Raw genomic sequence first — 13,349 nt, 5'->3', positions numbered from 1 at the left:
CCGGGTCGCGGTCCTCTGACGCCCGGCCAGGCGTCGGGCGCCGTCACCGTGACGCAGGCGGACGTCAGGGCAGGCGGGTCGCGACGAGGTCGTCCCAGCGGACCGTCGTCGGGCCGTTCGTCGTCGACGAGCTGAGGTACGCCATCAGGCGCACGCCCCCGGCCGTCTGGAGCCCCGCCGTCGCGTCGGTCGTCGTGTACTGCCACGTCGTCGGCTCGGGTGTGCCGTCGAGCCAGGCCCGCGTGCGCACCGTCGTCGGCGCGGTGCCCTGGACCTGCACGCGCACGTGCAGGCGAGCACCCGGCGTGAGCACCACACCCGGCAGCGTGTTGCCCGTGAGGACCGTGCCGGACCGCTCGGTGTGCAGCTGCACCGCGCCGGTCGCGAGCACCTTCACCCGGGCGCCGTAGTCCGCGGACCCGACCACCCGCCCGGAGACCGTCGCGTAGAGTGGCCCGTCCGGGACGGTGTCGAGCGCGACGGTCGCGTGCACGTCCGTCGCGGTCGCCGCGACCGCCGCGGAGCCCAGCGTCGCGGTCAGCGTGGCACCCGCGGGGACCTGCGTCACGCCCGTCCCGGCGCCGACGGAGAACCGCGCCGACCCGCCCGCGACCGTCCACGCGCCGCCCGTGTCGGCGCTCCCCCAGCCACCGGTCACGGTGCGCGCGAACGCGTCGGCCGCGAGCGTCGTCGACGGCGGCGGCGGCGCGCTGACGGTGACCGCGCGCGTCGTCGACGCGGTCGCGCCGTCGTCGTCCGTCACCGTCAGCGTGACGGTGTACGTGCCCGCCGCGGCGTACGTGCGCGACGCGGTCGTGCCGGTCGCCGTGCCACCGTCGCCGAACGACCAGGTGCGGGACACGATCGTGCCGTCGGCGTCGGTCGACCCGGCCGAGTCGACGGACGCGGTGGGGCCGGCGGTCATCGCCGTGAACGACGCCGTGGGCGGCTGGTTCGGCGGTGGGGGCGGCGGCGCCGCGCCGATCGGCATGACGAGGAGGTCGTCCCACCGGGCCGTGAGCGCGCCGCCGGTCGTCGTGGAGCTCACGTACGTCATGAGCCGGACGCCCCCGGCGCCCTGCAGCGCGGCGGTCGCGTCGGTCGCGGTGAACTGCCACGCCGTCGGCTCCGCCTGCCCGTCCTCCCACGCACGCACCCGCACGACCGTCGGCGACGTGCCCTCGACCTGCGTGCGGACCCGCAGCCGCTCGCCCGCGGTGAGCGTGACGCCCGGCAGCGTGCCGCCTGTGAGGACCGTGCCCGAGCGCTCGGCGTGCAGCTGGACCGCACCGCCCGCGAGGACCTTGACGCGCGCGCCGTAGTCGCCCGACCCGACGACCCGGCCCGACACCGTGGCGTAGAGCGCGTTGCTCGGGATGCGGTCGAGCGCGACGGTCGCCGTCACGTCGGTCGCGGTCGACGACACGCCGCCGAGCGTCGCGGTGACGGTGCCGCCCGGGAGCGGCGACTGCTGGCCGGTACCGCCGCCGACGGCGAACCGCGCGGTCCCGCCGCCGACCGACCACGGGCCGCCCACGTCGGCGCTCCCCCAGCCGCCCGTCAGGGCCCGCCCGAACGCGTCGGCGGCGAGCGGGCCGGGAGGCGGGTCGGTCGGCGTGCCCGTCATCGCGTAGGGCAGCGCGAACTGGCTGTCGGCGTCGGTCTCGTAGCGGTCCAGCGTCGGCGAGTACGTCGTCGCGCGGATCTCGTCGGCCGCGGGGTCGAACGTGTAGTAGCGCAGCCAGCCGTCGCCGCCGTTGGCACGGTCCTGGTAGTCGGTGAGCACCGCGTGCACGGGCTGCCCGCACGCGTTGGTGTCGGTGCGGCGCGCCTCGCCGAGGTCGCCCTCGCTGAAGTGGCCCGAGACGACGAGGAAAACCGAGCACGACGGCCGGACGAGCTCCTCCCAGATCGCCCGGCCGCTGTTGCCGCCGTCGGCGCGCGCGACCTGCGTCGTGAGCCCGCCCGCGGTGTCGACGTAGGAGTGCGTCGCGACGATCGCGCGCCGCTCGGGGTAGGCGGCGAGGACCCGGCGGCCCCAGTCGAGCGCGGAGTCGGGCGCATTCATCTCGAGGCTGAGCAGCAGGAAGTCCATGCCGCCGGCGGTGAACAGCGCGAACGAGTCCATGTTCTGCCGGTCGACGGGGTCGGGCCCGAACAGCCCCTGCCCGAGGTACCCGCCGTACGACGCCGTCGCGCCGTTCCAGGACGCGTCCGCGTACCGGCTCGGCGGGAAGTACTGCCGGTAGAGCGGCGCCTCGCCGGTCGTGAGGTTCATGTCGTGGTTGCCGGGCAGCACGGCGTTCGGCACACCCGCCGTGTCGAGCACGGCCATGTGCTGCGACGCCCGCTGCCACTGCACGTCGGCGGTGTCGACGCCGACCAGGTCGCCGACCTGCGACACGAACGCGACGTCGAGCTCGTCGGCGTGGTCGGCGATCCACCGGGTCTGGACGCCCATCGTCGCCTGGTTCGCGGACGTGCTCACGTAGTTCTGCGTGTCGGGCAGCACGACGAACGTGAAGGGCGCGGGCTCGGCCGCGCCCGCGGGTGCGGCCGCGAGACCCCCGCCGACGAGGCCCGCGACGAGGAGGAGCACGACCGCGGCGCGCCGACGGCGCCGGGCCTCGCGGTGGGCGACCGGGAGCGCGTGGGCGGGCGGGTGCGGGCGGTCCGGGCGGGTGTGGCGCGGTCCGGGGCGGGGGCGGTCGTGCGGGGGCATGGCGACTCCTGGGCTCGTGTCCAGTGGATCGGTCCGGACAAACCGTGTCAATCACCCAGAAACGGGTCGCGCGGGTGATGTCCATGCCCGCTACTTGTCATTGCCAACTAGCGGGCATAGCCTCGACCCGTGGACGACGACCGGGACCCCCAGCTCCTCAAGGGCGTGCTGCCGATGCTCGTGCTGGCGACGCTCGGCCGCGGCGAGTCGTACGGCTACGAGCTCGTCACGCGCCTCCAGGACGCCGGCCTCACCGACCTGGCCGCCGGGACGCTCTACCCCGTGCTCAACCGGCTCGAGCGCGAGGGGCGCGTGTCGTCGCGGCTCGTCGCGTCGTCGGCCGGCCCGGCGCGCAAGTACTACGTGCCGACCGAGGCCGGCACCGCCGAGCTCGCGCGCGCGCAGCGGTCCTGGCAGCGCCTCGCCGGCACCGTCGCACGCGTGCTCGACGCCGGCACCCCGACCGACCCCGGCGCCGCACCGGCGCCCACCGACGACCCTTCCCGGAGGACCCGATGACCACCCTCTCGCTCCGCGACCGCCTGGTCCGCGAGGCCTACCTCACGCGCTTCTCCTGGGCCGTCCAGGACCACCCTCAGGACCGCGCGCTGGTCCGCGACGTCCGCCGCGAGGTCACGGCCACCGCCGAGGAGATCGGCATGCGCGCGGCCGTCGCCGGACTGGGCCACCCGCGTGTGCTCGCCGAGGGCTACCTCGCCGAGCTCGGTCGGCGCACCCCGCGCTGGGCGACGGGCGGGGTGTGGGCCGGGCTCGCCGTGGGCGCCCTGGTCTACCTCGGCTTCGCGTACGCGCTCGGCACGCTCGACACGCTGCTCGACCTCGGTGGCGGCACGCTCACCCGGACGACGCTCGGCGCGACGACCGAGTACACCGCGACGGCCGACGCGCTGGGCGTGGAGACCTCGGTGTCGTGGCAGTGGCTGGTGCTGGGCGCGGGCGTGTTCGCCGTGACGTTCGTGCTCGGGTCGCGCGCGTGGCGCGCGTGGTCACCCGCCTGAGCGTGCCGGCGTCCGACCACGACCCGCTTGAGCGGGTCGCCGTCAGACCAGGACCTGCGTGAGCGGCATCGACGAGTCGACCGGCAGGTCCAGCGACGACGGCGGCAGGCCGCGGCGCACGACGGCCGAGCCGAGCGCCGCGATCATCGCGCCGTTGTCCGTGCAGTAGCGGATCGGGGGGATGCGCAGGTCGATCCCTGCCTCGGCGCAGCGCTTCGCGGCCATGTCGCGCAGCTGCGAGTTCGCGGAGAAGCCACCCCCGACGACGAGCGTCGAGACGCCGTGCACGCGGCACGCGGCGATCGTCTTGGCGGTGAGCACGTCCGCGACGGCCTCCGCGAACGACGCGGCGACGTCGGGCAGCGGGATCTCCTCCCCCGCGTCCTGCCGTGCCTCGACCCAGCGGGCCACGGCCGTCTTCAGCCCGGAGAACGAGAAGTCGGTCGCGTGCTTCGCCTGGTCCTTGGGCGCGGTCAGCCCGCGCGGGAAGCGGATCGCGTGCGGGTCGCCCTCCCGCGCGAGGCGGTCGATGTGCGGGCCGCCCGGGTACGGCAGGCCGAGGAGGCGGCCGACCTTGTCGAACGCCTCGCCGGCGGCGTCGTCGAGCGTCGAGCCGAGCTCGGTGACGTTGACCGTGTCGTCGATCAGCAGCAGGGACGAGTGGCCGCCCGACACGACGAGCGCCATGACGCGCTCCGGGAACGGGCCGTCGACGAGCTCGTCGACCACCGCGTGCCCGATGACGTGGTTCACGCCGTACAGCGGCTTGTCGAGCGCGAGCGCGAGCGCCTTCGCGGCGGAGGCGCCGACGGTGAGCGGCCCGACGAGGCCGGGGCCCGCGGTGACGGCGATCGCGTCGACCTCGCCGAGCGACACGTCGGCGGTCGCGAGAGCGCGCTCGATCGTCGGCACCATCGCGTCGAGGTGGGCGCGCGACGCGATCTCGGGGATGATCCCGCCGAACCGCGCGTGCTCGTCGACCGAGCTCGCGACCGCGTCCACCAGCAGGTCGTGGCCGCGGACGAGGGCGACGCCGGTCTCGTCGCAGGACGTCTCGATCCCGAGGACGAGGGGCTGGGCGCCGGTCGCAGACATGTGCCCCAGGATAGGTGGGCGGACGGTGTGAGCAGCGTCACGGCCGCGTCGTGGAATCCTGCGGCCTAGTTGATGATTCAACGACACATGACCACCGACACGACCGTCCTGGACGGCCTCGACTTCCCGACGCCCGACCTCGCCGTCACCGACGACGTGGCCGACCTCCTCTTCCGCGAGGCCCGCACCGTCGGCGCCTTCACCTCCGACGAGGTCACCGACGAGCAGATCGCCGCCGTGTACGACCTGGTCAAGTGGGGCCCCACCGCCCTCAACACCACGCCGCTGCGCCTGCTCGTCGTCCGCAGCCCCGAGGCTCGCTCCCGGCTCGCCGCGCACATGGCCGAGGGCAACCGCGAGCGCGTCCTCGCCGCCCCCGTCTCGATCGTGCTCGCCGCCGACCCCGGCTTCCACGCGCACCTGCCCGTCCTCGCGCCGCACATGGCCGCGCTCGCCGACGCGCTCGAGCCGCAGGTCGAGCAGCGCGAGCAGATGGCCCGCACCAACGCGCTCCTGCAGGCCGGGTACTTCATCGTCGGCCTGCGCGCCGCCGGCCTCGACGCCGGCCCCATGGGCGGCATGGACGCCGACGGGATCGACGCCGACCTCCTCGCCGGCACCGGCTGGCGCTCGCTGTTCGTCGTCAACGTCGGCCACCGCGAGGGCGAGGGCACGCACCACCCGCGCGCGCCGCGCCTCACCTACGCGCAGACCACGCGCACCGTCTGACACCCACCCGGGCGCCGGCGACGACCGTCGGCGCCCGGGTCTCGGACGTCACTCCCACGACGAGCGTCGCCGCCCGGGTGCCGGGCGCCACGCCCGTCTCGGACGTCACTCCCACGACGAGCGTCGCCGCCCGGGTGCCGGGCGCCACGCCCACGACGAGCGTCGCGCCGGGTCCGGACCTCACCTTCGCGACGACGCCGCGGCCGCCGTCCGCTCGGCCCACGCGCCGACGTCGCCCTTCGCGAGCGCCACCGCGAGCAGCTCCGGGAACCGGTCGGGCGTGCACGCGAACGCCGGCACGCCCAGCGCCGCGAGCGCCGCCGCGTTGTCCCGGTCGTACGCGGGAGCACCCGAGTCCGACAGCGCCAGGAGCACGACGACCTGCACGCCCGACGCGGTCATCGACGCCACCCGGCGCAGCATCTCGTCGCGGATCCCACCCTCGTACAGGTCGCTGATCAGCACGAACAGCGTGTCCGCGGGACGCCGCACGAGAGACTGCGCGTACGCGATCGCACCGTTGATGTCGGTCCCGCCGCCCAGCTGCGTGCCGAACAGCACGTCCACCGGGTCGGCGAGCCGGTCCGTCAGGTCGACGACCGCGGTGTCGAACACCACGAGCGACGTCCGCAGCGCCCGCATCGACGCGAGCACCGCGCCGAACACCGACGCGTACACCACCGACTCCGCCATCGACCCCGACTGGTCGATCGCCAGGACCACGTCCCGCGCGACGACGTTCTGCGCGCGCGACCGACCCACCAGGCGCGCCGGGACGACCGTGCGGTGCTCGGGCAGGTAGTGGCGCAGGTTCGCGCGGATCGTCGCGTCCCAGTCGACGTCGCCCGGACGCGGCCGGTGCGTCCGGTCCCGTCGCAGCGCCCCCGCGACCGCCGACCGCGTCGCCGCGGCGATGCGCTTCTCGATCTCCGCGACGACCGTCGCGACCACGTGCCGTGCCGTCGCGCGCGTCTGCTCGGGCAGCGTGCGGTTCAGCGAGATCAGCGTCGACACGAGCGAGATGTCGGGCTGCACCGACGCCAGCAGCTCGGGCTCCAGCAGCAGGCGTCGCAGCCCCAACCGGTCCACGGCGTCACGCTGCATGACCTCGACGACCGACGTCGGGAAGTACGTGCGGATGTCGCCGAGCCACCGTGCGACGCGTGGTGCCGAGCCGCCGAGCCCCGCCGACCGCGACCCCGACGACCCCGCGCCGCGCGGACCCGGCCCGTCGCCGTCGTACAGCGCCGCGAGCGCCGCGTCCATCGCCGCCTCGTCCCGGCCGAGCGGCTCGGCCACACCCCCGGCCTCGCCCAGCACGAGCCGCCAGCGGCGCAGCCGCGTCGCCTCGTCGACCCGTGCCGGCCCGCCCGCGGCCTGCCCCGTCCCGTCGCCCACGTCGGCGGTGCCGTCGTCCGTGCCGTCGCTCATCGCGTCGCTCCCAGCAGCAGAGCCACCGTCCGGAGCGGACCGGCGGCGAGGTCAGCGTCGACGGCGACGGTGGTCGAGGCCGCCGGACCGCGTCCGCTGGCCGGGACCGCGACCGCCGCGTCGCCGACGTTGCGCCGCTCGGCCGGCGGCATCGCGCCGAACGTGCGACGCAGCAGCGGCAGGGCGTCGGTGAACGCGTCGGTCGGCAGCGTCGCGAGCCAGTCGTCCACGACGCCGAGCAGCGCGCGGTCGTGCGCGAGCAGCAGCCCGCCGCCCGCGAGGAACCCGTCGACCCACGCCGCCTGCGTGCGTGCGGGCGTGCCGTAGGACAGGTGCTGCCCCATCCGGGCCCGCACCTCGTCCACGTCGAGCTCGCCCGCGTCGAGCAGCAGCCGCGTCGCACGGCCGGTGAGCGCTCCCGAGATGTCCGCCCGGTCCGCGACCGCGCGCAGCGTGCCGAGCCACGCGCGCAGGCCGTCGGGGTCGTCCCGCAGCCGGACGGCGGCGTGCGTCGCGTCGACCTGACCGCGCAGCGCCGACGCGGCCTCGTCGTCGAGGCCCGTGACCGCGGCCGCCAGGCCCGCGCAGATGCGCGCGAGGAGCCCGTCGGCGACGCGCGCGAGGTCCGCGGTGCCCGTGCCCCGCACGTCGGAGTAGCGGTGGGCGCGCACGAGCGGCGGCAGCGCGGCCATGAGGCGGCCGATGTCCCCGTCGTGCGCGGCCTGCTCGTCGACGCGGCCCAGCAGCGGCCCGGTCGCGGCCGCCAGGTCGGCCAGCAGCGCCACCTCCAGCAGACCCGTGAGCTCGCGCAGGTCGGCGTCCGCCGCCCGGTCCACGCACCGAGCGGTCGCCGCCGCCTCGACCGTCGTGCCCCACAGCGCCGCCTCGACGACCGCGACCGCGAGCTCGGGACGCCACACGAGCGACCACGCCTCCCGGAACGTGCCCGTGCTGCGCGAGCGCGCCTCGTCCGCCTGCCCCCACGGCACGCCCAGCAGCGTGAGCCGGTGCAGGAGCCGCGAGCGGGCGAGGTCGTGGTCGCGCCGCAGGTCCAGCTCGAGCGTCCGCGGGGCCGCCGAGAACGCGAGCCGCAGGCGGCGTGCGGTCGCCCGCAGGTCCGCGTCGAGGGGCACGGTCGGCACGTCGTCGCCGATCTCCCCCAGCCGCTCCCCCACGACGAGCTGCGCGGTCACGTGCGCGACGAGCGCGTCGTCGCCGTCGCACAGCACCGCGCGGGTCGCCTCGGTGACCTCGGCCAGACCGGGCAGGTGCCGCCCGCGCACGGTCGCGAGCGTCTCTGCGAGCCGGACCGCCTCGATGACGTGCGCCGACGACACGGGCAGGTCCTTCTCCCGGAGCGCCGCACCGACCTGCACGAGCCAGCTCGCGACGACGTCGCGGTCCGTGCGGAACAGGTGCTCGCACCACCCGGGCGAGGTGATGCCCGCGCCGTAGCCCGACGCGCGGGCGAGCCGCGACGACGTCCACGGCACCCACGTCAGCGTGACCTTCTTCTTCGCCAGCCCGGTCAGGAGCCGGGCGTCGCCGGCGGCGGGCGGCAGGGGCGTCGTGAGCGCGGGCGCGTGCCACGCGCCGCACACGACCGCGACCCGGCGGTGGCCTGCCTTGAGGGCCGCGCGCAGCTGTTGGCGCATGTGCGCCTCGCGGCGCGCCTCGTGCTCGTCGGCCTCGGGCGCGGCGGCGCGCAGCGCGGCCATGGCCTCGGTGATCACCGCGAACGGGGTGGGCCCGTCGGTGCGGGACTCCACGACGTCCTCCCACCAGCGCTCGGGGTCGTCGTAGCCCGCGGCGGCCGCCAGAGCGGCGACCGGGTCGCGGCGGACTGCGGCGGGCGACGTCGGGCCGTCGTCGGTCCACGGCACGACGCCGTCGGCCGCACCCGGCGCGTCGCGGTCGACGTCGGTCCGCTCCGCGTCGCCGCCGGTCCGCTCCCCGTCGCCGCCGGCGTCCGTCCGCTCCCCGTCGCCGCCGGCGTCCGTCCGCTCCCCGTCGCCGTCGCCGTCCTCGTGCTCGCCGTCCCCCTCGGGGTCGCCTGCGTGCTCCCCCGCGGCCGCGTCCTGCGCGGCCCGCGCCGCGAGGACCGCACCGGCCGGGAGGTCGACGAACCGCACCGGCACCCCGCGCGCGGTCGCCCACACGAGCGCCTGCCACTCGGGCGAGAACTCGGCGAACGGCCAGAACGACGAGGTCGCGGGGTCGTCGGCGACGGCCGCGAGCATCGCGACGGGCGGGACGAGCCGACCGCCCGCGACGAACGGCACGAGGTGGTCGCAGTCCGCCGGGCCCTCGATGAGCACGACGTCGGGCTCGAGCGCGTCGAGGCCCGCGACGACGGCGCGCGCCGACCCCGGTCCGTGGTGCCGCACGCCCATGACCTCGACGCGCGCCTCGACGGTCTGCGTCACGCGGTGACCTCGCGGCACGCCCGGTAGAAGTCGGCCCAGTCCCGCCGCTCGCGCACGACGGCCTCGAGGTACTCGGTCCAGGCCACGGTGTCGGACGACGGGTCCTTGACGACGGCGCCGACGATCCCCGCGGCGACGTCGGCGGGCCGCAGGACGCCGTCGCCGAAGTGCGCGGCGAGCGCGAGGCCGCTCGTCACGACGGAGATCGCCTCGGCCGTCGACATGGTGCCGGACGGCGTCTTCACCGCGGTGCGCCCGTCCTCGGTCCGCCCGGAGCGCAGCTCGCGGAACACCGTCACCACGCGGGCGATCTCCTCCGCGGCAGCGGGGACCGGCGGCAGCTCGAGAGCACGGCCGAGCTGGGCGACACGGCGGGTGACGATGTCGACCTCCTCCGCGGCGGTCCCGGGCAGAGGCAGCACGACGGTGTTGAAGCGGCGCCGCAGCGCCGACGACAGCTCGTTGACGCCACGGTCGCGGTCGTTCGCGGTCGCGATGACGTTGAACCCCTTCGCGGCCTGCACCTCGGCACCGAGCTCGGGCACGGGCAGCGACTTCTCGGACAGGATCGTGATGAGCGCGTCCTGCACGTCGGACGGGATGCGCGTGAGCTCCTCGACGCGCGCGATCGACGCCTCGCGCATCGCGGTCATGACGGGCGACGGGACGACGGCCGCCTGCGTCGGCCCCTCGGCGAGCAGGCGCGCGTAGTTCCAGCCGTACCGGATCGCGTCCTCGCCGGTCCCGGAGGTGCCCTGCACGACGAGCGTCGACCGGCCGCTGACCGCGGCGGCCAGGTGCTCGCTGACCCAGGTCTTCGCGGTCCCGGGGACGCCGAGGAGCAGCAGCGCCCGGTCGGTCGCGAGCGTCGCGACGGCGACCTCGACGAGGCGACGCGGGCCCACGTACTTCGGGCTGACGACGGTCCCGTCGGCGAGCGTGCCCCCGAGCAGGTAGGTGACGACGGCCCAGGGCGACAGCCGCCACGCGGGCGGGCGGGGACGGTCGTCGACCGCGGCGAGCGCGGCGAGCTCGTCGGCGAACGCCTGCTCGGCGTGCGGGCGCAGCAGGTCGGCGGTGTCGGTCACGTGAGCTCCTCGAGGATCGTGCGGCGTTCGTGGACGAGGTCGGCCGCACGCGTGAGCGACGGCGCGACGTGAGGTCCGGCGCGGCCCGCGACGGCGCGGAGCAGGGCCTCGGTGCGCGCGGTGGGCTCGGCGTCGTGCCCCAGCCGGCGCAGGACGCCCGCGATGCCCCAGACGGCGCTCTGGCGGGCGGCCCACTCGGCGACGGCGACGGTGAGCGGCTCGGACCACGGTCCGCTCATCCCCTGCACGAGGCCTGCCACCGCCGCCTGTCCCGCGGAGGTCGCGCCGACCGTTGCCGTCACGGCGCGCACGACGTCGGCGCGGTCGCCGGGGTCGAGGACGGCACCGAGCGTCGCGGCCGCCTGCGCGGACCGCCCGGGGCTCGCGCGCAGCAGCGCACGCGCCCACCGCGGGTCGTGCTCGCGCTCCGCGGCGGCCGTCCAGCCGTCCAGCAGCGGCCCGGCGTCGGCGGCGGCGGCCAGCTGCGCGAGGGTGCCGGGGTCCCGACCGAGCCGGTCCCAGGCGGACAGCGGCGTGACCTCGACCAGCCGGGTGAGCAGCGCCGCCTTGGCCCCGGCACCGGGTGCGGGCGCGGCGAAGGGGTCGTCGGCCTCCGGCTCGGGGAGCTCGACGATGAGGTGGTCGCGCAGCATGCGCCGGGTGACCGTCACGGAGGCGAGCGCGCGCTCGGCGCACCGGGCCACGAACGCCGACGACGGCAGGTGGGCCAGCACGCCGACGGCCGCGGCCCGCACCGCGACCGAGCGGTCCGCGAGCGCCGCGTCGAGGAACGGCTCGTCGTCCGGGGACAGGCGGGACCGCAGCGCACGGACGAGCGTCGCGCGCTCCTGCGCCCCGGCGCTGCGCCACGCCTCGGCGACCAGCGCACGGGCGGTCGCGGGGTCGGCCGTCCGCGCCCGGTCGAGCCACGCGGCGCGCTCGGCGGCGTCGCCGTGCCGCCACGCCGGGTCGTCGCCGTCGACCGTGCCGGTGTCGACGGGAGCTGGGGCGGGCAGCAGCGCGCGCCAGGTCGGGTGCTGCGCGGCCAGCCACCGCCCGCGCTCACCGGCCGCGACCAGGGCGTCCGCGCGCAGCCCGGGTCGCCCCCCGGGCTCGGCGGCCACGGCCTCGAGCACGGGCACGAGGAGCGCCGGCGGGATCCGCAGCCCGCGCACCGCCGCGGTGCCCAGCCACAGCGCGAGCACGTCGACCGCCTCCGTGCCGCCCGCGAGGAGCCCCCGCAGGTGCGCGGCGGCCGCTGCGCCGCACAGCGGGAGCGTCTCGTCCGGTGCCGGCGCCAGCGGGGGGCCGGCGACCACCTGGCTGCCCGTCGCGCGGCGGGCCGTGGCGGCGAGCGCGGCCGCGTCCAGCAGCCGGGTCGCCGGGTCGTCGCGCTTGGGGAGCCCGGCGGCGGCGTCCGCGAGCACCGGGTCGGTCGTCGTCGGCGGTGCGGGCGAACGGTCCGTGCCGAGCAGCGCGGCGGTCGCGAGGTCGTCGCTCACAGTGCGACCAGCCCCTCGGTCGTCCAGGCGGCGCGCGGCGCGAGGCCCGTCGCCGTGCGGTCGGCCGCCACGGTCACCGGGCGACCGCCCGACACCGCGAGCAGCCCCCACGGCTCGACGCCCGCCGCGACGGGCGCGTGCGCGTCCGTGCCGTCCGTGAGCCACCACCGCTGCCCGTCCGTGCCGACCGTGACCGGCCCCGCGACGACCGGCACCGTCGACGCCCACGGGTCGGCCTCGAGCGTCGCCGACCAGACCGCGGCGACGTCCGCGAGCCCGACGGCCGCAGGTGCAGCGGTCGCGGTGACGGCGTCGGAGTGCCGCGTGCCCACGAGCGCCCGCAGCGGGTCGCCGGGGTAGGTGTGGACGTCCGCGTCGAGCTCCGTCCCGACGACGAGCGACGCGTCGAGCGGCTGTCCGGCCGCGGCGGCGAACGACACGACGGCGACGTCCCGCCCGGTCGCGCGCCCGTGCAGGTGGACCCGGCGCACCGTGAGGCGCCCGTCGACGCGGTCGGTCTGCGACAGCACGACCCACGTGTCGCGCACCGGGGGCGTCGCGAGGACGTCCTCCGTCCGGGTCGGCTGCCCGATCCGTCGCCGCACGACCGCTGCGAGCTCGGTCGGCAGCGCGCCGATCCGGTCGTGGGCCTCGACCAGGACGTGGAGCATCGCGAGCTCGTCGAGCAGGCGGCCGGGCCAGCCGTCGCCCGAGGCCGCGACGGACGGCAGCCGCCGCACCATGTCCGCGAGCCCCGGCGCCTGCGCGTCGACGAGCCGCGCGGCGACCTGCTCGTACGGCCGGTACCCCGCACGGTCCGCGCCGGCGAGCCCCGCCGCCAGCTGGTCGCGCAGCCACCGGCGCAGGTCCGCGACACCGCCCGCGACGCGGTCGGCTCGCTGCTCGGCGCGGCGCGCCGCCGCCTCGGGGTCGGGCGCCGCCGCCGGTGCCTTCTGCGCGCGCGCGGCCCGTGCGTCGAGCCACGTGGCCGCGAAGTCGGCCGGGGCGTCGGCCGCCGGGACCTGCCCGGCCGCCCAGATCAGCAGCAGGCCGAGGGCGTGCTTGCAGGGGAACTTCCGGCTGGGGCACGTGCACGAGTACGCGGGCCCGCTCAGGTCGACGACGGTCGCGTACGGGTTCTTGCCCGAGCCCGCGCACAGGCCCCACACCGCGGCGGGCGTCTCCGTGACACCTATCGAGCTCCAGGGCGCCGGGCTCGCGAGCTTGCGGCCCGCCGCGACCGACGAGGCGTCGGGCGCGAGCGCGAGCACCTGCTCCTGGGTCCACGTCGGCACGCGCGCGAGCGTAGCCGTCGGCCCCGACACGTCCGGCGCGTC

Annotated in this window: 10 protein-coding genes; 3 read left to right on the top strand and 7 right to left on the bottom strand. The window is 76.9% G+C overall.

Annotated features, from left to right (window positions below; all coding sequences use genetic code 11):
- Positions 1-64: 64 nt before the first annotated feature.
- Entirely contained in the window at positions 65-2,722 is a 2,658-nt protein-coding gene (locus KOV94_RS03865) for a PKD domain-containing protein (RefSeq protein ID WP_218051274.1), read from the bottom strand.
- 129 nt (positions 2,723-2,851) lie between these two features.
- On the opposite strand from KOV94_RS03865, the gene KOV94_RS03860 reads away from it, so the two are divergent.
- Entirely contained in the window at positions 2,852-3,241 is a 390-nt protein-coding gene (locus KOV94_RS03860; protein WP_200829605.1) for a PadR family transcriptional regulator, read from the top strand.
- Positions 3,238-3,741, top strand: coding sequence for a hypothetical protein (locus KOV94_RS03855; RefSeq protein ID WP_218051273.1), 504 nt, complete (start codon positions 3,238-3,240; stop codon positions 3,739-3,741). The genes KOV94_RS03860 and KOV94_RS03855 overlap by 4 nt, the downstream gene beginning before the upstream one ends.
- Before the next feature lie 42 nt (positions 3,742-3,783).
- Here the strand turns inward: KOV94_RS03855 and tsaD are convergent, their stop codons facing one another.
- A complete protein-coding gene (tsaD, locus tag KOV94_RS03850; RefSeq protein WP_124341256.1) occupies positions 3,784-4,836 on the bottom strand; it encodes a tRNA (adenosine(37)-N6)-threonylcarbamoyltransferase complex transferase subunit TsaD in 1,053 nt (350 codons plus the stop codon).
- A gap of 87 nt (positions 4,837-4,923) precedes the next feature.
- On the opposite strand from tsaD, the gene KOV94_RS03845 reads away from it, so the two are divergent.
- Positions 4,924-5,565, top strand: coding sequence for a malonic semialdehyde reductase (locus tag KOV94_RS03845; RefSeq protein WP_124341255.1), 642 nt, complete (start codon positions 4,924-4,926; stop codon positions 5,563-5,565).
- Between the two features lie 180 nt (positions 5,566-5,745).
- Here KOV94_RS03845 and KOV94_RS03840 read toward each other — a convergent pair whose 3' ends face one another.
- The 5 genes from KOV94_RS03840 to KOV94_RS03820 are packed head-to-tail and all read right to left on the bottom strand — an operon-like array spanning position 5,746 to position 13,307.
- The gene (locus KOV94_RS03840) at positions 5,746-6,996 is read right to left on the bottom strand and encodes a VWA domain-containing protein (protein WP_218051272.1); all 1,251 of its coding nucleotides are present in this window, start codon (positions 6,994-6,996) and stop codon (positions 5,746-5,748) included.
- Positions 6,993-9,422, bottom strand: a complete 2,430-nt coding sequence (locus KOV94_RS03835) for a DUF5682 family protein (protein WP_218051271.1) — start codon at positions 9,420-9,422, stop codon at positions 6,993-6,995. Before KOV94_RS03835 ends, KOV94_RS03840 begins: the two co-directional genes overlap by 4 nt.
- A complete protein-coding gene (locus tag KOV94_RS03830) occupies positions 9,419-10,510 on the bottom strand; it encodes an ATP-binding protein (RefSeq protein ID WP_124341252.1) in 1,092 nt (363 codons plus the stop codon). Before KOV94_RS03830 ends, KOV94_RS03835 begins: the two co-directional genes overlap by 4 nt.
- Complete coding sequence (locus KOV94_RS03825; protein WP_218051270.1) at positions 10,507-12,012, bottom strand: DUF5691 domain-containing protein; 1,506 nt, start codon at positions 12,010-12,012, stop codon at positions 10,507-10,509. The genes KOV94_RS03830 and KOV94_RS03825 overlap by 4 nt, the downstream gene beginning before the upstream one ends.
- The gene (locus KOV94_RS03820; RefSeq protein ID WP_218051269.1) at positions 12,009-13,307 is read right to left on the bottom strand and encodes an SWIM zinc finger family protein; all 1,299 of its coding nucleotides are present in this window, start codon (positions 13,305-13,307) and stop codon (positions 12,009-12,011) included. The genes KOV94_RS03825 and KOV94_RS03820 overlap by 4 nt, the downstream gene beginning before the upstream one ends.
- Between the last annotated feature and the right edge of the window lie 42 nt (positions 13,308-13,349).

Origin of the sequence: Cellulomonas algicola (genome assembly GCF_019024305.1) — a bacterium.
GTDB lineage: Bacteria > Actinomycetota > Actinomycetes > Actinomycetales > Cellulomonadaceae > Cellulomonas > Cellulomonas algicola.
Note: the sequence above shows the minus strand (reverse complement) of the source record. Positions and strands in the feature narration are given on the sequence as shown.